Source organism: Streptomyces sp. NPDC054770 (genome assembly GCF_053611985.1).
The window spans coordinates 51653-76266 of record NZ_JBSHBL010000019.1; the positions used below are offsets into that span (position 1 = coordinate 51653).

General features: G+C 73.7%; 25 protein-coding genes. 6 read left to right on the forward strand and 19 right to left on the reverse strand.

The genetic code is table 11. From position 1 onward, the window contains the following. Positions 1-103: 103 nt before the first annotated feature. On the reverse strand, positions 104-1156 hold the full coding sequence (locus tag ACWGKQ_RS18940) for a class I fructose-bisphosphate aldolase (RefSeq protein ID WP_453293058.1): 1053 nt from the start codon (positions 1154-1156) through the stop codon (positions 104-106). A gap of 268 nt (positions 1157-1424) precedes the next feature. On the opposite strand from ACWGKQ_RS18940, the gene ACWGKQ_RS18945 reads away from it, so the two are divergent. Beyond that, positions 1425-2315, forward strand: coding sequence for a universal stress protein (locus ACWGKQ_RS18945; RefSeq protein ID WP_453293059.1), 891 nt, complete (start codon positions 1425-1427; stop codon positions 2313-2315). Between the two features lie 40 nt (positions 2316-2355). Here ACWGKQ_RS18945 and ACWGKQ_RS18950 read toward each other — a convergent pair whose 3' ends face one another. Further along, positions 2356-3381 carry a 6-phosphofructokinase gene (locus ACWGKQ_RS18950; RefSeq protein ID WP_453293060.1) on the reverse strand — a complete coding sequence of 342 codons (1026 nt, stop codon included), beginning with the start codon at positions 3379-3381 and terminating at the stop codon, positions 2356-2358. Positions 3382-3756: 375 nt separating this feature from the next. On the opposite strand from ACWGKQ_RS18950, the gene ACWGKQ_RS18955 reads away from it, so the two are divergent. Further along, positions 3757-4215 carry a Crp/Fnr family transcriptional regulator gene (locus tag ACWGKQ_RS18955; RefSeq protein ID WP_453293061.1) on the forward strand — a complete coding sequence of 153 codons (459 nt, stop codon included), beginning with the start codon at positions 3757-3759 and terminating at the stop codon, positions 4213-4215. A 19-nt stretch (positions 4216-4234) separates the two neighbouring features. Here the strand turns inward: ACWGKQ_RS18955 and ACWGKQ_RS18960 are convergent, their stop codons facing one another. The 5 genes from ACWGKQ_RS18960 to ACWGKQ_RS18980 are packed head-to-tail and all read right to left on the reverse strand — an operon-like array spanning position 4235 to position 8936. Next, positions 4235-4714: a hydrogenase maturation protease gene (locus tag ACWGKQ_RS18960; RefSeq protein ID WP_453293062.1), complete on the reverse strand. Its 480-nt coding sequence runs from the start codon at positions 4712-4714 to the stop codon at positions 4235-4237. After that, on the reverse strand, positions 4711-6039 hold the full coding sequence (locus ACWGKQ_RS18965) for a Ni/Fe hydrogenase subunit alpha (protein ID WP_453293063.1): 1329 nt from the start codon (positions 6037-6039) through the stop codon (positions 4711-4713). Before ACWGKQ_RS18965 ends, ACWGKQ_RS18960 begins: the two co-directional genes overlap by 4 nt. Further along, entirely contained in the window at positions 6036-6935 is a 900-nt protein-coding gene (locus ACWGKQ_RS18970; RefSeq protein ID WP_453293064.1) for an NADH-quinone oxidoreductase subunit B family protein, read from the reverse strand. The genes ACWGKQ_RS18965 and ACWGKQ_RS18970 overlap by 4 nt, the downstream gene beginning before the upstream one ends. 1 nt (position 6936) lies before the next feature. After that, positions 6937-7755: an FAD/NAD(P)-binding protein gene (locus tag ACWGKQ_RS18975; protein ID WP_453293065.1), complete on the reverse strand. Its 819-nt coding sequence runs from the start codon at positions 7753-7755 to the stop codon at positions 6937-6939. Then, positions 7752-8936 carry a 4Fe-4S dicluster domain-containing protein gene (locus ACWGKQ_RS18980; protein ID WP_453293066.1) on the reverse strand — a complete coding sequence of 395 codons (1185 nt, stop codon included), beginning with the start codon at positions 8934-8936 and terminating at the stop codon, positions 7752-7754. The genes ACWGKQ_RS18975 and ACWGKQ_RS18980 overlap by 4 nt, the downstream gene beginning before the upstream one ends. A 654-nt stretch (positions 8937-9590) precedes the next feature. Here ACWGKQ_RS18980 and ACWGKQ_RS18985 point away from each other — a divergent pair. Beyond that, complete coding sequence (locus tag ACWGKQ_RS18985) at positions 9591-11105, forward strand: DUF1254 domain-containing protein (protein WP_453293067.1); 1515 nt, start codon at positions 9591-9593, stop codon at positions 11103-11105. Positions 11106-11312: 207 nt separating this feature from the next. Here the strand turns inward: ACWGKQ_RS18985 and ACWGKQ_RS18990 are convergent, their stop codons facing one another. Both ACWGKQ_RS18990 and ACWGKQ_RS18995 read right to left on the reverse strand, forming a co-directional pair. Further along, complete coding sequence (locus ACWGKQ_RS18990) at positions 11313-11987, reverse strand: CBS domain-containing protein (RefSeq protein WP_453293068.1); 675 nt, start codon at positions 11985-11987, stop codon at positions 11313-11315. A 241-nt stretch (positions 11988-12228) separates the two neighbouring features. Beyond that, complete coding sequence (locus ACWGKQ_RS18995) at positions 12229-12435, reverse strand: hypothetical protein (RefSeq protein WP_453293069.1); 207 nt, start codon at positions 12433-12435, stop codon at positions 12229-12231. 248 nt (positions 12436-12683) lie between these two features. On the opposite strand from ACWGKQ_RS18995, the gene ACWGKQ_RS19000 reads away from it, so the two are divergent. Next, the gene (locus ACWGKQ_RS19000) at positions 12684-13310 is read left to right on the forward strand and encodes an Rv1733c family protein (protein WP_453293070.1); all 627 of its coding nucleotides are present in this window, start codon (positions 12684-12686) and stop codon (positions 13308-13310) included. A gap of 39 nt (positions 13311-13349) precedes the next feature. After that, on the forward strand, positions 13350-13790 hold the full coding sequence (locus ACWGKQ_RS19005) for a universal stress protein (protein WP_453293071.1): 441 nt from the start codon (positions 13350-13352) through the stop codon (positions 13788-13790). 146 nt (positions 13791-13936) lie between these two features. Here the strand turns inward: ACWGKQ_RS19005 and ACWGKQ_RS19010 are convergent, their stop codons facing one another. From ACWGKQ_RS19010 to ACWGKQ_RS19050, 9 genes are all read right to left on the reverse strand, one after another. Next, on the reverse strand, positions 13937-14557 hold the full coding sequence (locus tag ACWGKQ_RS19010) for a V-type ATP synthase subunit D (RefSeq protein ID WP_453293072.1): 621 nt from the start codon (positions 14555-14557) through the stop codon (positions 13937-13939). Continuing rightward, entirely contained in the window at positions 14554-15933 is a 1380-nt protein-coding gene (locus ACWGKQ_RS19015; protein ID WP_453293073.1) for a V-type ATP synthase subunit B, read from the reverse strand. The genes ACWGKQ_RS19010 and ACWGKQ_RS19015 overlap by 4 nt, the downstream gene beginning before the upstream one ends. Before the next feature lie 152 nt (positions 15934-16085). After that, on the reverse strand, positions 16086-17807 hold the full coding sequence (locus tag ACWGKQ_RS19020; RefSeq protein WP_453293074.1) for a V-type ATP synthase subunit A: 1722 nt from the start codon (positions 17805-17807) through the stop codon (positions 16086-16088). After that, complete coding sequence (locus ACWGKQ_RS19025; RefSeq protein WP_453293075.1) at positions 17804-18313, reverse strand: hypothetical protein; 510 nt, start codon at positions 18311-18313, stop codon at positions 17804-17806. Before ACWGKQ_RS19025 ends, ACWGKQ_RS19020 begins: the two co-directional genes overlap by 4 nt. After that, positions 18310-18549 (reverse strand): V-type ATP synthase subunit F, encoded by a 240-nt coding sequence (locus ACWGKQ_RS19030; protein WP_453293076.1) that lies wholly within the window; start codon positions 18547-18549, stop codon positions 18310-18312. The genes ACWGKQ_RS19025 and ACWGKQ_RS19030 overlap by 4 nt, the downstream gene beginning before the upstream one ends. Further along, entirely contained in the window at positions 18546-18962 is a 417-nt protein-coding gene (locus tag ACWGKQ_RS19035) for an ATP synthase subunit C (protein ID WP_453293077.1), read from the reverse strand. The genes ACWGKQ_RS19030 and ACWGKQ_RS19035 overlap by 4 nt, the downstream gene beginning before the upstream one ends. Positions 18963-18966: 4 nt before the next feature. After that, on the reverse strand, positions 18967-20382 hold the full coding sequence (locus tag ACWGKQ_RS19040) for a V-type ATPase 116kDa subunit family protein (protein WP_453293078.1): 1416 nt from the start codon (positions 20380-20382) through the stop codon (positions 18967-18969). Further along, complete coding sequence (locus ACWGKQ_RS19045; protein WP_453293079.1) at positions 20369-21301, reverse strand: hypothetical protein; 933 nt, start codon at positions 21299-21301, stop codon at positions 20369-20371. The genes ACWGKQ_RS19040 and ACWGKQ_RS19045 overlap by 14 nt, the downstream gene beginning before the upstream one ends. Next, positions 21298-21747 carry a hypothetical protein gene (locus ACWGKQ_RS19050; protein ID WP_453293080.1) on the reverse strand — a complete coding sequence of 150 codons (450 nt, stop codon included), beginning with the start codon at positions 21745-21747 and terminating at the stop codon, positions 21298-21300. Before ACWGKQ_RS19050 ends, ACWGKQ_RS19045 begins: the two co-directional genes overlap by 4 nt. Positions 21748-21915: 168 nt before the next feature. On the opposite strand from ACWGKQ_RS19050, the gene ACWGKQ_RS19055 reads away from it, so the two are divergent. Continuing rightward, positions 21916-22761 (forward strand): CBS domain-containing protein, encoded by an 846-nt coding sequence (locus ACWGKQ_RS19055; RefSeq protein WP_453293081.1) that lies wholly within the window; start codon positions 21916-21918, stop codon positions 22759-22761. Between the two features lie 145 nt (positions 22762-22906). On the opposite strand, the gene ACWGKQ_RS19060 is transcribed toward ACWGKQ_RS19055, so the two are convergent. After that, the gene (locus tag ACWGKQ_RS19060; protein WP_453293082.1) at positions 22907-24061 is read right to left on the reverse strand and encodes a site-2 protease family protein; all 1155 of its coding nucleotides are present in this window, start codon (positions 24059-24061) and stop codon (positions 22907-22909) included. Positions 24062-24614: the final 553 nt, after the last annotated feature.

The window sequence follows — 24614 nt, forward strand, 5'->3', positions numbered from 1 at the left end:
GCCGGAGCCGGTACCGGCGGGTCGCGCCCGCCGTCCGGGCGTCGATTGCCGGTCAGGGCATCGATTCCTGGGCGCCGACGCCGGGCCTCCGGCCACCGCTTGGTCAGGCGACGCTGACGCTGTCGTCGAGGTAGACGTCCTGGACGGCGTGCAGGAGTTCGATGCCTTCGGCGGTGGGGCGCTGGAAGGCTTTGCGGCCGGTGATGAGGCCGGTGCCGCCGGCCCGTTTGTTGATCACCGCGGTGCGTACCGCCTGGGCCAGGTCCCCCTGTCCGGCCGAGGCTCCGCCGCTGTTGATCAGGCCGACGCGGCCCATGTAGCAGTTGGCGACCTGCCAGCGGGTGAGGTCGATCGGGTGGTCGGTGGTGAGCCTGTCGTACAGCAGCGGGTGGGTCTTGCCGAAGCCCAGTGCGCGGTAGCCGCCGTTGTTCTCCGCCTGCTTCTGCTTGACGATGTCGGCCTCGATCGTCACGCCGAGGTGGTTGGCCTGGCCGGTGAGGTCGGCGGAGAGCGCGTAGTCCACGCCGTCCTTCTTGAACGCGGAGTTGCGCAGGTAGCACCACAGCACCGTGAACATGCCCAGTTCGTGGGCCCGGGCGAAGACCTCGCTCGCCTCCCGCAGTTGGCGGTCCGACTGTTCCGAACCGAAGTAGACAGTGGCGCCGACGCCTGCCGCGCCGAGGTCGAAGCACTGCTGGACGTCACCGAACATGATCTGGTCGTAGTGGTTCGGGTAGGTCAGCAACTCGTTGTGGTTGAGCTTGACGATGAAGGGGATCCGGTGTGCGTACCGCCGCGACACGGCGCCGAGCACACCGAGTGTGCTGGCCACCGCGTTGCAGCCGCCGTCGACGGCGAGTTCGACGATGTTCGCGGGGTCGAGGTAGCGCGGGTTCGGGGCGAACGCCGACGCCGCGGAGTGCTCGATTCCCTGGTCGACCGGCAGGATCGAGAGGTATCCGGTGCCGGCCAGCCTGCCGTGGTCGAAGAGTGACTGCAGATTGCGCAGCACCCGGGGCGAGCGGTCGGTCCCGGACACCACCCGGTCGACGAAGTCGGGGCCGGGCAGCACCAGGTCGGTCCCCGGGATCCCCTGGGCGGAATAGGTGAGCAGGTCCTTGGCCTCGTCGCCCAGCAGCTCGTGGATGTCGGTCATGGTCTCCGCCTCTCCTGTCCTGCGGAATGCCGATGGAGACGGCCGCACACGTACCGGCAGCAGGACGTGCCACCGTCCGTGCGGCCGCGTCGCGGGTTCCCTGTCCATCATCCGCGCGGGCGGCCCGTCCGGCAGAGCCGGTCGGGTCCTTCACCGGGGCCGAACGGCCCACGAGCGGGCGAACCTGTCACCTACCGGGACTGCCGAGGGCACCGCCGTGGAACAGCGGAGGAGGGCGTGAACGGGCCCGGTGGCGAAGGAGGAAGCGATGAGTCACGCCGTGCTGGCGGGTGTCGACGGATCCGGGCACAGCCTCGCCGCGGCCGAGTGGGCAGCGCGGGAAGCGGTGCTGCGAGGTGTCCCCCTGCGTCTCGTGCACGCCGCTCCACCGCTTCCCGGGGGTACGGTTCCCCACCAGGCCGGGGAAACGCTGCGCCGCGTGGGCGAACGCATCGTCCAAGGAGTGATCGCCGACCTTGCCGCCCGCTATCCGGATCTGCGGCTGGACGGCTCCCAGCGCGCCGAAGCCCCGGCTGAGGCTCTCCTGTCCGCAGCATGCGATGCCGGGCTGCTCGTCGTCGGTGCACGGGGCTCGGGCGGCTTCAACGGCCTCGCGGTCGGCTCGGTGGCGCTCCGGGTGGCGGCCGCAGGCGACTGTCCCGTCGTCGTGGTACCCGGTCAGCGGCCCGGCGGCTTCGGGAACGGCGCCCGCCCGGCGGGGACCGCCCCTCAGGTGGTGGTGGGTTTCGACGCGCACCACCCGGTGGACGAGGTGGCGGACTTCGCGTTCGGGGAAGCCCGGACGCGCGGCGCGGTGCTCAGGGCCGTGCGGTCATGGGCGTTTCCCGCCGAGGCCGTGTCGCCCCGGACGCTGTTCGTGACCGAGGAGGACCGCGCCACCTGGGAGGACCAGGAGGTCCTGCGACTGGCCGACGCCCTGCGTACCCGGCAGGAGAAGTACCCGGAGGTGACGGTCCGTGCGGATGTCGTCCTCCTCCATCCCGCGGAGGCACTCCTGAACACGTCCCGCGGATCCGATCTGCTGGTCGTGGGGCGCCGCGCCGGCCGGGGCGGCGGCGAGGGCCGGCTGGGGCCGGTCACGCACGCGGTACTGCACCACGCCGGCTGCCCGGTGGCGGTCGTACCGTATGACGGCTGACGCCGACGGCACCCCGACAAGTCACGGCACTCCTCGGGCGTCAGCCGAAGAACACGCCGAACTCGTCGTACAGCGACGCATCCACCATCTTGGTCTTCGCCTCGGCGCCGGGGATCGGGACCCGTACGATCCGGGTGCCGTCGAGGGCGACCATGGTCCCGAAGTCGCCGTCCCTGACCGCGTCGACGGCGTGCAGTCCGAAGCGCGTGGCCAGCCACCGGTCGAAGGCGCTCGGCGTGCCGCCGCGCTGCACGTGCCCGAGAACCGTCGTGCGGGCGTCCGTGCCGGTGCGCTGCGAGATCTCCCGGGCCAGCCACTCGCCGATCCCGGACAGCCGCACATGGCCGTACTCGTCCAGCGACCGGTCCTTGAGGACCATCTGCCCCTCCTTGGGCACGGCCCCCTCGGCGGCGACGACGATCGGCGCGTAGTGGAACTCGAAGCGGCTCCGCACCCACGCGCACACCTGGTCGATGTCGAAGGGGCGCTCCGGGATGAGAATCACGTTGGCGCCTCCCGCGACACCGGCGTGCAGCGCGATCCAGCCGGAGTGCCGCCCCATCACCTCCACCACCAGGGTCCGCATGTGCGACTCGGCGGTGGTGTGCAGACGGTCGATGGCCTCGGTCGCGATGCCCACGGCCGTGTCGAAGCCGAAGGTGTAGTCGGTGCCGGGCACGTCGTTGTCGATCGTCTTCGGCACGCCGACGATCGAGATCCCCTGGCGGCTCAGTTCGGCCGCCGCGCCCAGCGTGTCCTCGCCGCCGATCACGACGAGGGCGTCGATGCCGTGCGCGGCGAGGGTGTCCTGGATGCGGCGTACGCCGTCCTCGTGCTTGAACGGGTTGGTGCGGGACGACCCGAGGATGGTTCCGCCGCGTGGCAGGATCCCCCGCACCTCGGGGACACCCAGCGGCATCACGTCGCCGCTGAGCGCGCCTAGCCAGCCGTCCCGAAGGCCAGCGAACTCGAAGCCGTACTCCTGGACACCCTTGCGTACGACGCTGCGGATCACGGCGTTGAGACCGGGACAGTCACCGCCGCCGGTCAGAACTCCTACCTTCATGGTTCCCTCCCCCTCTGGGCATGGGTGAGGTTCTCTGTCGGTCGTGAGATCCATTCTGTGCGACGGCGCTCCCGTCGGCGACTCGCTCCGGGGCCGGATGCCGGAGCGCGCCCTGCCGGTCCGTCCCACCGCGAGGTGTGCCTGCGGGACGCGGGGCGGCAACCTCGCACGACGGGTACCCGCCCACGAGCCCACCGGGTGTGGTCCGGGCGGCGCCTTTCCGGTGCTGCGGGAGCGCACGCCGCCGATACCGCAGGTGGCCGCTGCTGCGGCGCCGCGCACGCGGGCCGGAGAGCCCCCCGTACCGGCCGGTGGTGCCGGGCCGCAGATGCGCTCAGGCTGGAGATGTCCGCCCCGCTGAAGGGAGCCTGTGCGATGGCGTCCGCGACCACTATGACGAAGGCTCTTGAGTCCGTGCACCGCGAGCGGCTGATGCGGCTCGCCCGTGAGGTCTCCTTCGCGGCCGGGACCCGGCTGTTCGAGGAGGGCGTGCGCGCCGACCGTTTCTGGGTCGTGCGCACCGGGACCGTCGCCCTGGACCTCCATGTGCCGGGTCGGCGTCCTGCCGTCATCGAGACCCTCGGGCCGGGGGAACTCGTCGGCTGGTCCTGGCACTTCCCGCCGTACCTGTGGCATCTGGGGGCCGAGGCGATGAGCCCGGTGCGGGCCTGGGAGTTCGACGCGGGGGCGGTCCTGGAGGCGTGTGCCCAGGACGCCGGGTTCGGCCGGGCGATCGCGGTCTGGGTCGGACAGGTGCTCGCCCAGCGGCTGCACGCCTCCCGGGTCCGCCTCCTCGACCTGTACGCCCCCTACGGGAGCGGCGGACTGACCTGACCGTGCGGAGCGAACGCCCCTACGGCCCATGACCGTGCTCGTACGCCCGTCGTACGGAAGCGGCCACTCGGTCGGTCAGTTCGGGCAGAGCCGAGCGCACCGCGTCGCTCAGACCTTCGCCGAGTCCCACGTCGGCCACCTCCACGGCGTGCACCACGAGTCGCGGTGGCAGCCGGTCGAGCGCCTCTGCCAGGGCCAGGCACTCTCCCAGGCCGAAGCTGTGCGTGCTCGCCGTGGCCCGTGCGTGCCCGGCGGCCTCCGCCGAGGTCAGGGTGTGCAACTCACCGGGCCGGGCCGGGTGGGCACGGAGGGCTTCCACGACGATCACGGTGTCCGCGTCGCGCCACAGGTCGAGCAGCCTCGCGGGTTCGCCGTCGCTGACCGCCAGCACGGTGCCGTCGGGAACCCGCCCCCGCAGCGTCTCCACCGCCGCCGGGCCGATCCCGTCGTCGCGGCGCAGAGGATTGCCCACGCCGACCACCACGACCCGGCCGCTCACGGACGTTCCACGGTCACGTCGAGGAAGTGGGCGGCGCAGGAGATGCAGGGGTCGTGGTTGCGGATGGCCCGTTCGCACAGGTGGGTGAGTTCGTCGTCAGCAGCGGGTCCGTCGCGGTCCAGGCGTGCCTGGACCGCCCTGCGGACGTCCTCCTCGATGGCCGTCTGGTTCTGGGCGGTGGGCGGGATGATGCGGGCCCCGGTGAGTGTGCCGTCTCCGGTGAGGGCGTAACGGTGGTACAGCAGGCCGCGGGGCGCCTCGGTGGCTCCCACGCCGGTCCCCTCGCGCGGCGGGACCTCGACGGCGGGCCGGGCAGGCCGCTCGTAGCCGTCGATGATCAGCAGGGCTTCCTCGACGGCCTGTACGACCTCCACGGCACGCACGACGATGCTCCGAAAGGGGTTGTCGCAGACCCCGCCCGCGGCCGGATCGCCCAGCCCGGCGTCCCGCGCCGCCTCGGCCGCCACGGGATGCAACCAACGGCCGTTGATCGCGTACCGCGCCAGCGGGCCGGTGAGGAAACGGCGGCCGTCCAGGGTGGCGGTGAGCGCGGTGGAGTGCGGTACCTGCTCTTCCCGGACGTGCTCCTCGAAGTCGGACAGGGGGAACTCGCGCGGCGCCGGATCCATGACCGTGGGCGTACCGGAGTCGATGGCGTACCGGCCGGGGTCGCGCAGGGCGAGCAGGTCGTGGTCGCACACGGCGTCGGGAAAGTCGAAGGCCCCCACCCAGCGGACGGTTTCCAGCGCATCGTGCCGGGCCTGCCGCAGCCGGTCCGCCAGGGGGCGGAGTTCGTCCGGTGCCGGGGTCCGGTGGAAGCCGCCGATCCGGACGTTGACCGGGTGGACGGGCCGGCCGCCGAGCTGTGTGAGGATCGCGTTGCCGGCCTGCTTGATCCGCAGGCCGCGTTCGACGGCCGTTCGCTGGTCGCGGGCGAGTTCCACCACGTCCGCGCAGCCGAGGAAGTCCGGGGCGTGCAGGAAGTAGATGTGAAGGGCGTGGCTCTCGATCCACTCGCCGCAGTACAGCAGGCGGCGCAGGTCCGCGAGAGGGCCGTCCACTGTGACTCCGCAGGTGTCCTCGATCGCCTGGCAGGCGCTCATCTGATAGGCGACCGGGCAGATGCCGCAGATACGGGAGGTGATGTCGGGGGGCTCGGTGTGGCCCCGGCCGGTCAGGAGAGCCTCGAAGAACCGCGGCGGTTCGTAGATGCGCAGCCGTGTCCCGGTGACCGAACCGTCCTGGACGCGCAGGTGGACGGCCGCCTCGCCCTCCACCCTGGCCAGTGCGTCCAGCCGCAGGACACGGGTTCCGCGAGAATTCATGCGGGCCTTTCCGGGCGGGCTTGCGAGTCGGTCCGCGAGCTGTGCCGCTCGGAGGCCGCGAGTTCGGGTACGGGGGCATGTTCCGGCGCGGTGGCGTTGAAGGTGTGGAAGACACGCAGGATGTCCCGCTCGCTCACCCCGTCGCGGTGCAACTGGGCGACCATGGACCGCAGATTGGGCTGCTTCGACGGTCCGAAGCAGCCGTAGCAGCCGCGTCCGAAGGCGGGACAGATCGCGCCGCATCCGGCATGCGTGACCGGGCCCAGACAGGGGGTGCCGTGGGCCACCGTGATGCACGTGGTGCCGCGCCTCTTGCACTCGAAGCAGACGCTGTAGCTCGGGATCCTGGGTCTGCGGCCGGCCAGGTAGGCGGTGATGACCTCGAGGAGCTGGCGGCGGTCAATGGGGCAGCCGCGCAGTTCGAAGTCGACCGGGACATGGGCGGAGATCGGCGTCGAGGTCTCCAGCGTGGAGATGTACTCCGGGCGGGCGTAGACCGCGGCGAGGAAGTCGTCGACGTCGGCGAAGTCGCGCAGGGCCTGGATGCCCCCGGCGGTGGCGCAGGCCCCGATGGTCACCAGGGACCGGGAGACCCGGCGGACGTGCTGGATGCGCTCGGCGTCCTCGGCGGTGGTGATCGACCCTTCGACCAGGGAGAGGTCGTACGGCCCCCGGCCCGCCAGCCGGGCGCGCTCCCCACCCGAGCCGCCCTCGACAGGGGTCATCTCCAGGAAGTGGTCGATCCGTACCCGCTCGCTGAGGTCGAGGAGTTCGTCCTCGCAGTCGAGCAGGGTCAGCTGGCAGCCGTCGCAGGAGGCGAACTTCCACACGGCGAGCGTGGGCCGGGGGTCCGGAGCCGCTCCGAGTTGGGGTTGGGGCTGGGGTTCGGTGGCCATGTCACAACTCCCTCACCAGGAGCAGGTGTGCCACGCGGTCGTAGCCGACGACCGGACCGTCCCGGCACAGCAGGAGCGGGCCGAGCTGGCAGTGGCCGCAATGGCCGGTGGCGCAGCGCATGTTCCGTTCCAGGGACACCTGGACGCGGTCCGGGGCCAGGCCCCGGGCCACGAGGTCGCGGGCGGTGTGACGCATCATCACCTCGGGCCCGCACACCAGCGCGCAGGTCTGTTCGGGGCGCAGGTCGAGGCGGTCCAGGAGCGTGGTGACCACGCCCACCGCGCCGCGCCAGCCGGCGCCCGGCCGGTCGACGGTCACCGCCACCCGCGCCGGTCCGCGCCAGCCGGCGATCTCGTCCCGGTAGACCAGATCGGCCGGGGTACGGGCGCCCACCAGGACCGTGAGCCGACCGTAGCCGTCCCGCCGTTCCAGGGCGGCGTGCACGACCGGCCGCAACGGGGCCAGTCCGATGCCTCCGGCGATCACCAGCAGGTCCTGCCCGGCCGCCGCCGCCAGGTCCCAGCCGGTACCGTACGGCCCGCCGAGCGCGACGGTGTCCCCCGCTTGCAGCCGGTACAGCGCGGACGAGACCGCGCCCACGGCCCGCACGGTGTGCACGAGGCCGCCGTGCGGGCCGCGCAGGGCGCTGACCGAGACGGGCACCTCACCGACCCCGAAGGCGTAGATCATCGCGAACTGTCCCGGTGCGAACGGCGGGAGTCCGCGTCCGGCCGGCACCAGCTCGATGGACCGGGTGTCTGCGGTCTCCTCCCACGTGCCCGCTACCCGGTACGGCAGCGGAGGCGCCACGGTGGTCACGGCGGCCCGCTTTCCTCTCCCGGTGCCCCGGAGCGTGTCCAGTCGCGCAGGGCGGCGGCTTCCTCGGTGATGTCGATGCCGACCGGGCACCAGACGATGCAGCGGCCGCAGCCCACACAGCCGGACGAGCCGAACTGGTCGTACCAGGTGCCGAGTTTGTGGGTCATCCACTGCCGGTAGCGGGCGCGGGAGGAGGCCCGGACCGGGCCGCCGTGCAGCTGGGAGAAGTCCAGGTCGAAGCACGAGTCCCACAGCCGCCAGCGCTCGGCGTGGTCGCCGGTGAGGTCGGTGACGTCCTCGGTGGTGGTGCAGAAGCAGGTGGGGCACACCATGGTGCAGTTGCCGCAGGTCAGGCAGCGTCCGGCGACGTCGTCCCAGCGGGGTGCGTCGAGCGTTCCCGCCATCAGCTCCCGCAGGTCGGCCTCGGGCATGGTGCGGCCCATGCGGTCCGCGGCGGTCGCGACACCCGCGCGGGCCGTCTCACGGGTCTGCGGGTCGGCCGGCTGGGTCGGCAGTTCGGCCAGGATCGCGGCGCCTTCGGGACTGCCGCTGCGGATCCAGAAACGGTGCCGGTCCCCGTCGAGCACCTCGGTCATGACCAGGTCGTGGCCGGGGCCGGCGGCGGGTCCGGTGCCCATCGAGACGCAGAAGCAGGTGGCGCCGGGCTCCGTGCACTCCACCACGATCAGCAGTGCCCCGGTGCGCCGTCCCTCGTAACCGGGGTCGCAGTACGCCCCGCCGGTCAGCACCCGGTCCTGAACTGCGATGGCACGCAGGTCGCAGGGGCGCACACCGAGGAAGGCGTAGCGCGGGGGCACGGACGGGTCGGCGGTGAGGACGAGCTGCCCGTCCACCCGGTCGGCGCTCCACTCCCGCACCCGCGGCCGGTGCAGGAACGGCTTCCAGGACTGCGGGCCCGCCGCATGCGCGAAGGCCGCACCGTCGGACCGCTCGACCAGCCGGTACCGCCCGGCCTCCAGCTCGACGCCCCAGCCATACGGCAGCTCATCGGCCGACCGCAGCTCCGCGAGGACGATCGCACCGTCCCGCACCGTGGGTCCCACGACCGTGAACCCGCGTCTGATCAGCACGTCCACCAGCGCTGCCATGCCGTCCTTGCCCATGACAAGGCCGTCGGACGCGCGGTCCGGCGGGGCGTTCACATCGGGGTCGACGGTCATGACCGGCCTCCTTCGGCACGGCGGACGGCGGCACGGAGTCCTCCCGCTGTCTCCGGTCCGCGGGCAGCGGTTCCGGCCTTCGACGGGCGGGACGAGACGTACATGTGCAAGCGCAGGCCCGGTCGGCTTCCGGCCGCAGCCAGGGGGCCGGACCAGCATGCCGCGTCATGCGCCGGCGCGGCCCTTCCATGGCGGTCCTCCGGCCATCGTCTCAAGTGGTCGGCGACCGTGCCACCGAGCCGTACGGCCAGATGGAATCGCGCCCTTGCCCCTGGTCAGGAGAGGCACGTCACTGGGTCACCACACCACTACGGCCGCCGAGCCGTCTCGTACGCGTCGACGACGATGTGCGCGTCGCCCTGCGCACCTCCCGCAGCTCCACGTCGAGCGTGCGCGGATGCCGTACTCGCGGATCCTCACGGTCCCGAACACGTGCGCCTGCCCGGGTTGCCGCTCCTGGCCGGCTTCACCGTTCGGCCGTACGAGTGGCGTCCGCACCCCAGGAGGGAGAGTGGCCGACGTGGGTGACATGGCCGGGACTTCTCCGGCTGCGTCGACCTGCGACACGCGGGAGGATGGCCGCTGAGGGGGGTGACCACGCGGCCGGGGTCCGGAAACCCTGACCTCGACGCGGTTGAGCGAAGTGGTGTCCACATGTCCGAACCATCACAGCACCCTGCCTGGCGGCGGATACCCGAGGACGTGGCCGGCGCAGCGGTCACGGTGGCACGGGCCGCCGGGCGCGCGGTCCGCCATCCGAAGTCCACGGTCGAGCGCGCACGCCAGCTGCCGGACCTCGTGCCCGCGCTGGGCCAGGCGGTGAAACCGATCCTGACCGGGCGCATGGACGACTGGCGCGGCGAGTACGCCTACACACTGGGCGAGCAGGCGTTCGTCTACGGATTCCCGTATATCTACAACGCCAAGCTGAGGCACGACTGGGTGACGCAGCCGCGGAACCCCTCGACGGTTCCGTACGCGCCCGTCAACCACTTCTGGCACGCCGAGCGGCTTCTCGACGCGACCTACCGCGACGGCGGCTGCCCCAACAACGACACCGTGTACTCGGTGGCCTGGGTGGACCTCAGCAGCGAGCCGGTCGTCCTCTCCCACCCGGACATGGGCGACCGGTACTTCACCTTCGAACTGGTGGGGATCACGTCCGACAACTTCGACTACGTCGGTCAGCGCACCACCGGCTCGGGCGCGGGTAGCTTCGCCCTCGTCGGCCCAGAATGGTGGGGCAGCCTCCCGGCCGGGGTGCGACAGCTGAAGAAAGCCCCAAGCCCCTGGGTCCTCGTCCTCGGCCGCACCCTGGTCAGCGGCCCGGACGACGTGCCACGCGTCCGGGAACTCCAGGAGCAGTACCGGCTCACCCCGCTCAGCCTGTTCGGCGAGCCGGACGCGAAGGTCCCCGAGAGCCGTGACGTCCTGGCGCCGATCCCGGCGGAGGAGGATCCCCTGGGACCGTGGAAGACTCTGAACGCGATGCTGGCCGAAAACCCTCCGCCCGCCCATCACCAGGTCCTTCTCCAGCAGTTCGCCCAGATCGGTATCGGCCCCGGCCTCGACGTCGAGGCCCAGCCGGACACCGTGAAACGAAGCCTGATCCGGGCCGCCGCCGTCGGCGTGCCCCTGCTCAGACAGCAGATCCTCAGTGGCGACTGGGCCCACCTCGTCCACGGCTGGCGCTACCCTCCCCCGCAGATGGGACGCTTCGGCGACGATTTCCTCAAGCGCGCCGCCGACCAGTCGCTGATCGGCGTCACCGCCAACGACCCGGCCGAAGCCGTCTACCTGCTCAACTTCGACGACGCGGACGGCAACAAGCTGGCCCCCGAAGGCCGGTACGAACTGCACTTCCCCAACGGCTCGCTGCCACCGGTCGACGCCTTCTGGTCGCTGACCGCCTATGGGGAGGACATGAACCTCATCCCCAACCCGGCCGACCGCTACTCGGTGGGCGACCGCAGCGCCGGCCTCCGGCGGGACGCGGACGGCGGACTCACCCTTCACCTGCAGAACGAGCCGCCCGGCGAGGACAGAGAAGCCAACTGGCTGCCCACCGCGAAGGAAGGCACCTGGTTCGTGGCCCTGCGCATGTACCGGCCCCGCCCCGAGGTGATCGACGCGACCTGGGAGTGCCCTCCACTGACCCGCGTCGCCTGACGTCCCGGCACGCCGGCGGAGCTGTCGCCGCCCCGCCGATCGCGCGGGGCGGTTGCCCCACCGAACGCACAGGAGTCCGTATCGACGAGGAGGACTATCGGGAACTCACCACCTTGGCGGATGCCAGCAGGTTCCTGGTCGACAGATCCACGGACGCGGCCGGTTCCGCTCCGTGAGGCCCGGAGCACGCGGTAGGTGGACGCGGAGTCAGGCGCCGGAGGGAGAGGGCCGGGCGTCGTCCCTCCGCCAGGTCAGGTCCCCGGCGACCGAGACCACGCCGTCCACGCCCCGGCACAGCTGTTCCACGACGGGAACCAGACTCCGGTACTCCACGGTGCCGCTGAGTTCGACCCGCCCGTCACGCACCTCCACGGCCACGTCCGCTGGTTCGAGCCCCAGCGTGCGGTGCAGCAGGTCCCGGGTGATCTCCTCGCGGATGGCGTCGTCACCGCGCAGGAAGATCCGGAGGAGATCACCACGGCTGACGATCCCCAACAGCCGGTCCGCCTCGTCCACCACGGGCAGCCGCTTGACACGCTGGGTCTCCATGAGGCGGGCCGCCTCCACCACGCTCCACTCCGGACGCGCGCACACCGCGGGCGCCGACATCAGCTCCTCGGCCCGGGACCCCTCGGCCTTCGCCCGTTCCCAGGCTTCCAGGTGCGGGATGGGGGTCCTGCCCGACGGGTCGGCCTGATCGGCGCTCTTGCGCAGCAGGTCGGCCTCGGACACCACCCCCATGGGGCGCCCCACATCGTCCACCACGGGCACGGCGGTGACGTCGTTCTCCGCCAGCAGCCTGACCAGTTCCTTGAACGGGGTGTCCGGCCGTGCCCGGACGACGGGCCGCGTCATGAGCTCCTCGACCGTTCGGTGGTGCATGGTGCCTCCCGGATGCGAGCCCCCCACCGCGCGGTCGGGGCGCTCTCGCCCGTGCCACAGTGGGCCCCGCGTGGCGGGTCTGGTACAGCACCATTCTGCGGAGCGGACGGCGAGCATGCGAGCTCACCTGGGCGACCGGCTGGTCGTCGAAAGGCCGCCCGACCGGCGCTGCCGGGCGCGACGACGGGTTCGCGGGACGGGCGGACGGCCGTCCCGACGCACAAGACCAAGCCCGTCGGCGTCAACCGAACAGACTCCGCACGCGAATCGTCTCGACGTGCCGCCATGTGCCGTCGGTCAGCAGCAGCCAGTCGGGCTCCGTCCCACGCCGGCGGACGGAACCGGCCGTCGGCCCTGCGGCCCGTCGACGGGCCGGGCTCGCCGACGGCAACCGGGCGCCGGAGCGCGCACGCACGGCCCGCCCGGCACCACGAGTGCGCTTGCTCATCGTCGCTCCGTCCGCCCGCAGAGCCGTCGCTTCCGCGCCCTGCCGAGACAGGCACCCGGCCGGCGCAGACGAGTCGAGCCTGCCCGCACGGCCAGGACGCTCAGCGTCACACACATTCCAGCATCCCTCCCGGGTGCCCCGCCCGATGGGGCCGAACGGCACACGCGAGGACCGTGCGGCCCCTACCCGGGGGGTCGGCGGCGTAGGACGGTGGGGCGTACGACGATTGCGAAGCGGAGGGCCGTGCCATGCGGACACCGCGTCTTCCCGCCCACCGGCGCCCGTCCGGCCCGCCCGGCAAGCGGGCGCGGCACGGGGGCGATGTCGGTCCGGGCTCACTGGAACGGCCGGTGGACCGGCTGGAACGCAGGCTCAAGGTCCTCCTGGCGATCGTCGTCCTGGTGGCTGTGCCGCTCGTGGCATGGGGCGTCGGGAACACCGTGTACAACCACTTCACGCTGGTCAGGCAGACGGCGCTGGCGCGATTGCACCCGGTGACGGCAACCCTGCTGACGGAAGCGCGGTCGAGCGCCGACCGCCCCGGTGCGCAGTCCGGATTTCACGCGCTCGTGCGCTGGAACGACCGGAACGGCAGCCACACGGGCGTTGCGCCGGTGCGGGCCTGGCTCCACCGCGGAGCCGACACGACCGTGTGGCTGGACGCGCACGGTGCTGTCGCCACGCCGCCCCCGGACCGGGACTTCGCAGCGACCGCGGGTGTGGCGATGGGGTGCGCGACCGTGTTCGGTGGCGTGGCCACCGCCTGCGGCGTGCGGTGGGCCCTGGGCAGGAGCATGGACCGCCGCCGGCTCACCCAGTGGGCCCGGGCATGGGAACGCGTGGAACCCGATTGGGTGACGCGCTACGGCCGCTGAGTCCGGTCCTCTCGGGAAGCCGAAGGAGAGGTGGGGCACATGGAACCGGATGTCTCCGCGCCGAAGGTGGTGGTCGGTGTCGACGGGTCGCCGTCCTCGTACGACGCCCTCCGCTGGGCCGTGCGGTACGCGGGGCTGGTGCACGGGACTGTGGACGCGGTCGCGGTGTGGCAGCTGCCCGGCTTGTACGGCTGGTCGGCACCGGCCGTGGACATCGACGTCGACGAGGAAGAGGCCCGGCAGGGGGTGCGCAAGGAGCTCACCGATGCGCTGGGCGCGGACGCGGCCTCGGTCCGCACCCGTCTGGTGCACGGCGACCCCACCGACGTCATGTTGCGGGCCGCCGAAGGCGCCGAGGTCCTGGTCGTCGGCAGCCGGGGCCGGGGTGGGTTCGCGCGCGCTCTGCTCGGCTCGGTCGGCCTGCACGTGTCGCAGCACGCGTCCTGCCCGGTCGTGATCGTGCGGTCGGGGACGGGATGACCGGTAGATCCACACCTCGGGCGGTGCGGCGGCATCGAGGACGGTGCGCGCCCTGCGCAAGGCGGGTCGCGCAGCCGGGCCGCGTCGCAGGTGGACAGAACACCATGGCGGGCGGGCCGCGGCATGGGGCCGGACACCGATCCCGGTCACCGGGCGCCGCGGGCGGCGGCCCAGCGGCGTCGTACCGCCTCTTCGTGCTCGGCCTCCTCCAGGGCCAGTTCCGCCGCCGCGAGTTGCCCGCGCAGCTGGGGGATCCAGTGCCGGCGCAGGGCGCGGACCCGCTGCCGGGTGCGTACGGCTTCGGCGGCGAGCAGGTCCGCGGCGGCCCGGTGGGCGGCATGCTCCGCGGCGGCCCGGACCGCCGCGCGGTACGCGGTCCCGGCGTGCGCGAGTGCGGTGTTGGGCGGGGTCGGCTCCTCGGGTATGCGCACGGGATCCGTCCAGGAGACGGTCGCGGGATGCCGTACGCCCATGAGCGCGGCCCATCCGACGTCGACCCGGGCGCGGTCCGCCGGTACCGCCTCGGCCAGCGCCGCCTCGCCACCGAGCAGCACTCCGCGCACCAGCCAGGTGTCCGCTTCGGCCAGCCGCTGCCGCCACACCGCGCCGGCCTCCTCCGCCGCGCGGCGTGCCACCCGCTCCCGGTCGAGCAGCAGCCGGAGTTTGCGTTCGAGCAGATCCGCTCCGCGCAGGGCGGTGGCGAGGCTGCGGCGCAGTCGCAGCCGCCCGGCCCGCCCGGCTGGCACCCGGCTTCCCTGCCCGCTCACGGCGTCTCCTCCCCCGGGGCCCGATGGGTGTCCAGCAGCTCGGCCGGGATCATGCCGAGCTGACTGCGCGGCAGCGTCAGCAGGACCTCCCAGGCCCGGTCCAGGGAGTCGTCCAGGGTGCGGTTCTCGTCCGTGACCTGGGCGAGGAACCGCTGGCGGAAGGCGTCCTCCAGGTCCAGGTGGCGCAGGTCGACGGGGCTGAGCGCCGGTCGGCCGATCAGGTCGGCGAGTTCTCGCACCTGCCGGGCGCGGGCCAGCGCGGCGAGCAGCTGCGCGGCCACGTCCGGGTGATCGGGGCGGGTCCGTCCTTTCCCGGCACCGTGGCGCATCAGCCGGGACAGCGAGGCCAGCGGGTCGATGGGGGGATACGAACCGGCCGCGTGCACCTCGGCGGAGAGCACGATCTGCCCCTCCGTGATGTAACCGGTGAGGTCGGGGACGGGGTGGGTGATGTCGCCCGCCGGCATGGTGAGCACCGGAAGGACGGTCACCGAGCCCGGCCGTCCCCTCATCCGGCCGCAGCGCTCGTAGAGGGAGGCGAGGTCGCTGTAGAGGTAGCCCGGGTAGGCCCGGCGGGCGGGGATCTCACCACGGGCGGCCGACACCTCGCGCAGTGCCTCGGAGTAGGCCGTCATGTCCGTCATCACCACCAGGACGTGCCAGCCCTCGGTGAACGCCAGATGCTCGGCGACCGTCAGGGCGATCCGCGGGGTCAGCAGCCGCTCGATCACCGGGTCGTCGGCGGTGTTGAGGAGCAGGACCAGTTCCCGGGCGGCCGAGCGCTCCGCGAGCCCGGCGCGGACGAACGCGGCGTCGGCGTGGGTGAGCCCCATGCCGGCGAAGACCACGGCGAACGCCTCGCCGCCGCAGGTCGCCTGGGCCGCGATCTGCACCGCGAGTTCCAGGTGCGGCAGCCCGGCCGCGGAAAACACCGGGAGCTTCTGACCGCGTACCAGGGTGGTGAGGACGTCCACGGCGGTCACGCCGGTCAGTACCGGCTCGTTCGGGGGCTCCCGGCGCACCGGGTTGATCGGGGCACCGCCCACCGCCGCCCGGGTCGCGCCCAGCACCGGCGGCCCGCCGTCGGCCGGTTCGCCGCGCCCGTTGCACACCCGGCCCAGCCACCCGGAGCCGACGGGAATGCGCAGGGGCGAGCCGGAGAAGGCGACGCGGGTGCCGCCGCGGTCCATGCCGGCGGTGTCCTCCAGCACCTGAACCACGGCGAGGTCCCGGTCGGCCTCCAGCACCAGACCGTGCCGTCGTTCACCCGATTCGAGGGTGATGGTGGCGGACTCGTCCCAGCCGACCCCGTGCACGCCCTCCAGGACCACCAGGGGGCCCCGCAGCTCCTGCACCCCGGTGTACTCGATGTCCACGGGGCTTATGGGGTCCGCGGGACTTGTGGGGTTCCCAGGCGCCACGGACTCCGCGGGGTTCACGGGGTCCGCAGGATGCACGGGGTCCGCGGGATTCCCGGGGCCAGCGGGATTCACGGGGCCCGCAGGGTTCATGGGCTCCACAGGCCCGCTCATGTCGCCGCCTCCGCGAGCCTGGCCAGCACCGTGTCGCGGGCGACCGCCACCGGTACGGTCTCCGCCGGGCCGGCGTCCTCGCGGGCTCTCAGCAAGGGAGTGAAGTCGACCGCCTCCACGACGTCCGCCGCGGTGCCGGAGTCCACCAGTTCCAGGCAGCGGTCGACCACCGTCAGGGTGGCCGCCACCAGCGCCGCCGTCTTCTCCGGCGCGCTGTAGGCGTCCGCCGGGGACAGCGCGCTCTGCTGGATCACGGCCTCGCGCAGCAGTCGCCCGGCGAGCACGCTGATCCGCTCGCGCGGCGGCAGGGCCGTGATGCCGACCAGTTCGACCAGGTCGGCCAGCCGGTCCGCCTCGGCGAGCAGCCGCGCCACCCTGGCCCGCCGGCCGGCCCAGTCCGGGTCCCCGGCCCGCGCGTGAGCGGCGGCCAGGACGGCGGCGTCCCGGGAGAAGGAGTCCGTCCAGGAGACGGCCGGGTAGTGGCGGGCGTAGGCGAGGTCGCGGTCCAGGCTCCACAGGCACCGCACGAACCGTTCGGTGTGGGCGGTGACCGGCTCGGTGCGGTCGCCGCCCGGCGGGGACACGGCACCGAGCACCGTGACCGATCCGGTGGCACCGTCGAGGGTGCGCACGGCCGCGGCCCGCTCGTAGAACGCGGCCAGTTGTGAGGCGAGCCCGGCCGGATAGCCCTCCTCGGCGGGGAGTTCGCCCATCCGCGAGGCGAACTCCCGCAGCGCCTCGGCCCAGCGGGACGTCGAGTCGGCGATGACGACGACGTCGAGGCCCATGTCCCGGAAGTACTCGGCCACCGTGGCCCCCGTGTGCACGCTCGCCTCCCGGGCCATCATCGGCATGTTGGAGGTGTTCGCGATCGTCACCGTGCGCTCCGACAGCCGCCCTCCGGTGCGCGGGTCGGACAGTTCCGCCAGTTCCTCGATGACGTCGGCCATCTCGTTGCCGCGCTCTCCGCAGCCGACGTAGACGATGACGTCGGCGTCGCACCACTTGGCGATCTGCTGGAGCAGCATGGTCTTGCCGGTGCCGAAACCGCCGGGGACTGCGACGGTGCTGCCCCGGGCCACCGGGAAGAGCAGGTCGACGGCGCGCTGCCCGGTGTGCAGCGGCACCTCGGCGGGCAGCCGCTCCGCCACCGGACGCGGCCTGCGCGCCGGCCAGGTCTGCGCCATGCGCACCTCGTGCCCGTCCACGGCGGCGAGAGCGGCGTCGGCGGTGTACTCGCCCGGGGCCGCGACGGCGCTGACCGCGCCCGAAAGCCCGGGCGGGACGAGCAGCCGCAGGGGCAGGGCCGCGGTGATCTCGCCGAGGACGTCACCGGCCGCCACCCGCGCGCCCTCGGGCACCCGTGGCGTGTACGGCCAGGTACGCCCGTCCGAGGCGCCGCCGGGTCCGCCGGGCAGCAGCAGGTCGCCGGCGCCGGACAGCGGACGCAGCAGTCCGTCGAAGACACCCCCGAGCAGCCCGGGGGCCAGCCGCACCGACAGCGGGTGGCCCTGCGGTTCGGCGGGGTGCCCCGGTGCCAGCCCGCCCGTGTACTCGTACGCCTGGACGGTGGCCGTGTCCTCCTGGACGGCCACCACTTCGCCCGGCAGCCGGGCGGCTCCCAGCAGCACCAGGTCGTGCATGGCCACGGAGTCCGGGCACGTCATCTCCACCAGGGGGCCGGAGACCCGCAGGATCCGCTCGGACGGGGCGGTCATGGCCCGTCCCAGAGCTTCTCGATCCGGGCGCCCAGGCGTGCCATGGCGCGGTCGGCGAGGGTGTCCGCGGAGAGGTCGAGGCGACGTCCGTGCACGTCAGCGGTGATTCCGCCACCCGGTACGGCGGTGATCCGCGCGTCCGCGCCAAGCAGTGCCCGAGCGGTCTCGGCGAGCCGGCAGGGCGAGACGGCGCCCTGGGCCAACGCCCGCCGTACGCCGGAACGGACCCGGGCCCCGAGGTCCGCGTAGACCTCGGCCCGGGCCGCCAGTTCCCGGCTCCAGGCGTCCTCGGCGGCGCGCACCCGCTCCCGGGCGGCTGCGGCGCGTCCGTCACCGGTGCCCATTTCCCGAGCCCCGGCCAGGATCCGCTCGGCCTCGGCGCGCGCGGCACGCAGGGTTTCCACCGCGTCCGCCCGGGCCCGCTCCACGGCGGCCTCGGCCTCGGCCCGGGCGGCCCTCAGCAGTTCGGCGCGCACCGGGTCCAGCTCGTCCACGGGTGCCGTCATCGGGGCATCACCACCGTCAGCGGCCTCGCCTGGTCCGGCTCCGGCTCCGTGACCTCGGCCCCGAGCGTCTCGGCGGCCGACGCGGTCAGGATCACCAGGGCGACGGTGCCGGGGAGTTCCCGCCAGGCGCGCCGGACCTCGTCCGGGTGCTCCGCCACCAGTACCTCGACCCCGGCCAGGGCCAGCCCGCCCACGCTCGTCCGCGCGCCGATGGCGGCCACCGTCCCCATGGTCATGCCTTTCCGATCAGCAGGATCGCGACCACCAGCCCGTACACCGCGATGCCCTCCGCCAGACCCACGATCACCATGGCCCGGCCGAACATCTCCGGGCGCTCACTCAGCGCGGCGAGCGCGGCGGCCCCCGTGTAGGCGACCGCGATGGCGGCGCCGATCGAGGCTCCGGCCACCGCGATGGCCGCCCCGATCAGGGCGGAGCCGTTGGGGCCGGTGCCCCCGGCCGCGGCCTGGGCCGAGGCTTGGGCCGGGGCCGAGAGCGCCGTGGCCAGGACGGCGCACGCGGCCGCCAGCAGGACCAGGTTCGTCGCCAGGAGCCAGCGGAACGCGTGCCTGGTCCGGCGCCGCCGCAGCAGCCGTTCGGCACCGAGCACCGCCGCCAGGACCGGCAGCACGATCAGCCAGGCGAGCATGTGATCACCTTCGTAGCAGCGCGTCGGCAGGTTCCGCCGGGGGAACGTGCCAGGGACGGAACGGACGGCCCTCCGTCTCGAAGAGCCGAGAGAAGATCTCGTAGAACTCCAGCCGCAGGGCCTGCACCCCGGCCACCAGGGCCTCCAGGCCGAAGGAGAGGGCCGTCCCGACGGCGAACAGCAGCACGGCGCCCGCCCACCAGGCAGGACCGCGTGCCGCCAGGCCCGTCGTGCCGCGCCACACCAGGTCGGCGAGGGCGGCGTGGGTGAGGCCGAAGGCCGCGAGCCGGGCGAAGGACAGGGTGTTGGTGCCGGTGCGGACGACGACGTCGAAGAGCCGTACCCCCGTCTCCGCGAGCCCCGCGCCGCCGCCCGCCGTGGCCCGGAACAGCCCCATGGCCACCAGCACCAGCCCGGCGGCCGCGAGCGCTGCTCCGACGGCGGCGGCTGGCGGCAGGTGCAGGACCAGCCCGGCCGCCGCCAGCGCGAGCCCCAGGTAGAACAGCAGCCCCGCCGCGCCGGACGCCGCGTACAGCCCCGCAGCCCAGCCGCCCTCCCGCACCCGGTTCACCGCGCCCGCGGCATGCGCGAGGGCCAGCAGCCCGGCCCCGAACACCACGGCCGCCGCCAGCAGGCGGGCCGGGCTCTCCAGCGGCGCCAGCCACAGCACCGGCAGCAGGCCCGTCGGCCCGAAGAACTCACCGTAGGCGGCACCCGCGAGCATCGCGGCCAGCCCGGCGCCCGCGAGGAACGGCCACAGGCGGTGCAGCGGGGCGAGCCTGGGACGTCCGAAGCGCAGGGCCAGCGCGCCAAGGACCAGCAGGGCCCCGTGCCCGACGTCGCCGAACATGATCCCGAACATCGCGAGGTACGCGAGGCCCGCCGGCCACGACGGGTCGAGGTCCGCGTACGCGGGTGTGCCGTACGTCGTCACCAAGGGCGTGAACGAGACCTCCCCGGCAGGCCGTAGCAGCGTCGGCGGATCGGTGCCGGGCGGAGACGGCAGTGGCAGCAGCGCGCCGCCCGCCGCGGCGAGCCGCTCGGCGACCCGGGGCACCTCGCCCGCCGGACACCACCCGGCGAGCGCCGACACCTCGCCCTGCCGCACGGCGCCCTCCGCGCGTTCCTCCAGTTCGGCCTCCCCGGCCAGCAGGCTCGTCTCCCGCCGGTCCTCGAGCCGGTCCAGGTCGGGTGCGGCGACGGCCAGGGCCGCGGCCCCACCCACCTTCTCCGGTCCGCCGCGGCCCTCCAGCCGCCGCAGCCGCAGTGCCGCGGGGCCCGGGGCCGTCTCCTCGGCACGGTCCAGCTCCACACAGCCCGCTTCGGCGATCCGGACCAGCGCGTCCCGCAGCGCCACGCGCGGCACGACCACCGCCACGCGGCGCATCCGGACCGGTGTCATCCCCTCAGGCCAGGGCATCGAACGCCTCCCCGAGCCGCCCGCCCCGGGCCGCGGACTCCAGGGCGGCCCGCACCCGCCAGGCGTCCACGGAGAGCACCGCGACCGCGCCGACGACCACACCGGGCCCGGGCCGGCCGTCGCGCAGCAGAGCGGCCCCGTCGTCCCATACCACGCGCCACCAGCGGGCTTCCGCCCGCCACAGCCCCTCGGGCTCCTCGACGCCGGCCAGGAGCCGCTGGGCCGGCGCCGGGAGACGGTCGTGGAACTCCCGGTACGAGGCGGCGGCCGGCGCCCGTCCCCCGAGCAGCCGGGCCGCGTCGCGCCGTACCGGCTCCGGCAGGGAGCGGCCGTGCACGAACAGTTCACCCGCCGTCAGCAGGGCCGCGCGTGCGACGGCCCAGCCCCGCGCCTGCGGCACGGCGAGGGCGGTGCGCCGCACGGCTGCCATCCGCATGCCCGTGATCAGTGCCCACGGCGTGTCGCCGCCCGGATCGCCCCATGGGGAAGCGGCGAGCACGGCGCGCAGTTCCGCCGGGGTCGCCGCCCGGTCAAGGCGCCGCCAGGCCGTCTCCAGCGCCCCGAGCCGGTACGGCGGCACCGGGGAATCCGTGCCGCGGCCGTCCGGCGAGGACAGCCGGGCGACCACATTGGCGACCTCGAATCCCGACACGAGCGGAACGAGCAGCCGGGCCCCGCCCCGCGGCAGCCAGCCCGCCAGCACCCTCAGATGCCACAACAGCGTCGCGGACACCGCGCGCTGCGCCTCGGGCAGCCCGTCCGCGTCGCGCGCGTACCTGGCGTACGGCGTCCCGCCGAGCCGCCGCAGTGCCTCGTCGAGCGACGGGCACGTCGCGATCTCCCGCGCCCCGGCGGCGCCCGGACAACGGTCGGCCAGGGCCCGCGCCCGGACCGCTCCGGCCACCCACCCGGCGCTCATGGTGCCGCGCCCGTCCCGGCCGCCGGCCGCAGCACCTGCGCCACCGCGTCCTCCACCGCCTCCGACACCAAGGGGGGCAGCCCCGCCCGACCGCGCTCGCGGACCGCGTCGGCGGCCCGGTCACCGGCGGCGCGCACGGCAGCGGATTCCCGCAGTGCGTCCCGTACGACGGGTTCGGCAGCCCGACGCCGTGCCTCAGGAGCCTGCTCCCGGGCGGCCGCTACGATGCCCGCGGCCTCTCGCCCGGCCTCCCGCCGAATCGTCCCGGCGGCCTCCTCCCCAGCCGCCCGGATCCGGGCGGCCTCCTGCTGGACGGCCGTCAGCCGGGCCAGGGCCGGTGCCAGCTCCGCGGCGCGTTCCGCCTCCCGGTCGGGGGGCACGCCGGTGACGGCCGCCCCCGGCGTCCCGGTCGGACGGAACCGCTCCAGGAAATCCCGCAGACTCATGTGCCGGCCTCCTGCCGGTCGGCTGCTTCTTCAGTGTCACCGTCCGCTCCCCCGCTCGCACCGGATAGGGCCGTCACGCCGTCCCATCAGGGCCGTTCGGCTCTGGACGACCGACGGCCCAACGGAAGACTGGGACGGTAGGCAACCCGACGGACTCCGGAGGCCACCGTGAACCAGCACGAGCACTTCTCCACCGGGGCCGAGGCACGACGGTCCCTGCCCTCACGGCCCTGGAGCCCCGGGGAGGCGGCCCGCCAGGACATGCTGGTGCGCTACCTGGGCGCCGTGGCCGCCGCGGCGGCCGAACACGCCGGGCCGGAGAAACAGCCGTCGCCGCCGCCGGCGACGGCCGCCCCCGAACCCACGACCGGCTCCGGGATCCCGTTGGTCCGGGACATCATGGACGTGCCCGCCGCCTCCCTGCACGACGACCTGCCCTACCGGGAGATCGCCCGGCTGCTCGCACGCGAGCACGTCGGTGCCCTGCCGGTCGTGGACGCACAGGACCGCGTGGTGGGCGACGTCTCCGAGTCGGACCTGCTGGCCAAGGTCGCCGTCGAGGCTTCCGGCCGCCGTCCCGGACCGGTCGGCAGGCTGCGGGAAAGGCGGCTGCACGACAAGGCCGAGGGCGAGACCGCGGCCGACCTGATGACCAGTCCGGCGATCACCGTGCTGCCGGGTGCCACCGTCGCGGAGGCCGCCTGGCTCGCCGCGCTGTCCCGGCTGAAGCGAATCCCGGTCACCGACCACGAGGGCCGGCTGGTCGGCGCCGTGGGCCGAGACGCGCTGCTGCAGACCCTGATCAGGGACGACGCCGGGATCCAGGCCGAGGTCGAGGACCGAATCCGCGCCGTCTGCGTCCCGGGCGACCGGACGTCCGTCACGGTGACCGTGCACGACGGCATCGTGGAACTGTCGGGTCGACTTCCGGTGGCGACCAAGGCCAGGCTGGTGGCCGAAACCGAGGCGATAGCCGACGTGGTCGAGGTGAAGAACCTCCTCACCGCGGTCTGATCCCCGCTCCCCGCTGCACGAGCGCCGCGTGGGCCGCGGCCCACCGGATTCCGGGTCCGCGGTCGGCCCCCCTCTGGAAGGCGGACACCATGCCCCGCACCGTCACCGTGGGTTTCGACGGTTCGCCGGAGAGCCACGCCTTCGGCTACGGGAGAGAGGCAGACGCGCCCCGCCCCTGGGGCGGGGTCGGCCAGGTCAGGGCACGGGTGACGTCGGCGACGGTGAGGATGCCGACGAGCCGGCCCTGGTCGAGGACCAGGGCACGGCGCACGGGGCTCTCCTGCAGCCGGGGCAGCAGGTCGAGCACGGGTTCGTCCGGAGCGACAGTCACCACGTCGCCGAGGGGGAGCATCGCGTCTCGGGCCGTCGTGTGCGCACGCGCCTGCGGCGGCACGGCCTCCACCCGGCGCACGGTGAGCAGGCCGGTGACCGAACCGTCCGCCGCCAGCACCGGGAAGGCCGCATGACGGTAGCGGCCGAAGGGCCCCTCGGCAAGGAAGTCGGAGAGGTTCGCCGTGGCGGGGACGGTGACGGGGGACGGTGTCATGACGCGACGCACCGGAACGCCTGCCAGGACGCCCCGGAGCTGCGCCTGGCGGGACTCCGCCGTAGCGGCGGCGATGAGGAACCAGCCGATCAGCGCGGGCCACAGACCTGAGAGGCTGCCGACGAACAGCACGTCCGCGAACCCGGTCACCACCATGAACCAGCCCAGCGCCCGGCCCGCCGCCGAAGCGCCCCGGGTGGCGCGCAGCCGGTCACCGGTGCGGTGCCACAGGTACGCCCGCAGCAGCCGGCCGCCGTCCAGCGGGGCGGCGGGAAGCGCGTTGAAGACGGCCAGCAGGATGTTGATCGCGCCCAGCCAGGCGACCGCCTCGACCACCAGCCCGGACACGCGCAACGCGTCCAGTCCCGCGGCGGCCCCGGCGAGCACACCTCCGGCCAGCAGACTGGTGAGGGGGCCCACACCGGCGATCCTCAGCTCGGCGGCCGGCGAGGGAGCCTCGCCGCGCAGCCGGGCCGCGCCGCCCAGCATCCACAGCGTGATGCCCTCCACCTCGACACCGTTGCGCCGGGCGACCACGGCGTGTGCCAATTCGTGCGCGAGCAACGAGAAGAGGAACACGACGGCAGTCAGTACGGCGAGACCCCAGTACGCGACCAGGGAGTGACCGGGATGAGCGGCGGGGAACCGGCCGCGTGCCAGCGCCACGGTGATCAGCGCGACGATGACCACGACACTCCAGTGCAGACCGACCCGGACACCGGCGATCCGGCCGAGGGACAGCGACTCGTCCATGAACCTCGCCTCACCTTCCGGCCTGCGTATGGCGGGGACCACGCCCGCGGCACCTACAGCGTGCGACGGTGGCAGTCGTCCCCGGAGGGGGCCAACCGGCTCTCGTCGAGGACACTCGGCCCCCGACACGCCCAACGCCGAGCGCCCAGAAGCACATTTCATGCGCCCGACCACCACAGGCGCGGCCCAGCACGCTCGGCCCATCCGGGTCGTCCAGCCGGGCAGTGCCTCGCCGGTACCGGGACGCACGGCCTACGCCGACGCCGATTCGCTCCCCGGACCGTTCCACGGGCAATCTCTCTGGTACGCCCTTCGCCCTTCAAGCTGTGGCACCCCGCCCGCGTGGGATTTGCGGACTCGGCCGAGCCCCTCGCCCAAAACCTGAGCCCTCCCAGTCGGCCGACCGCCGCTTCGGCATGCCGTCCCCCGCCGGGGAGGAATAGCGTGGAAAGCGCCCCCGTCGATGTCGGACCCGTGCGCCGAGGGCATGGGGAGGAGTGCGGTGGAAACTCCCGACGAACTACGCGTGCTCCTGCGGCAGCTGAAGCTGGAC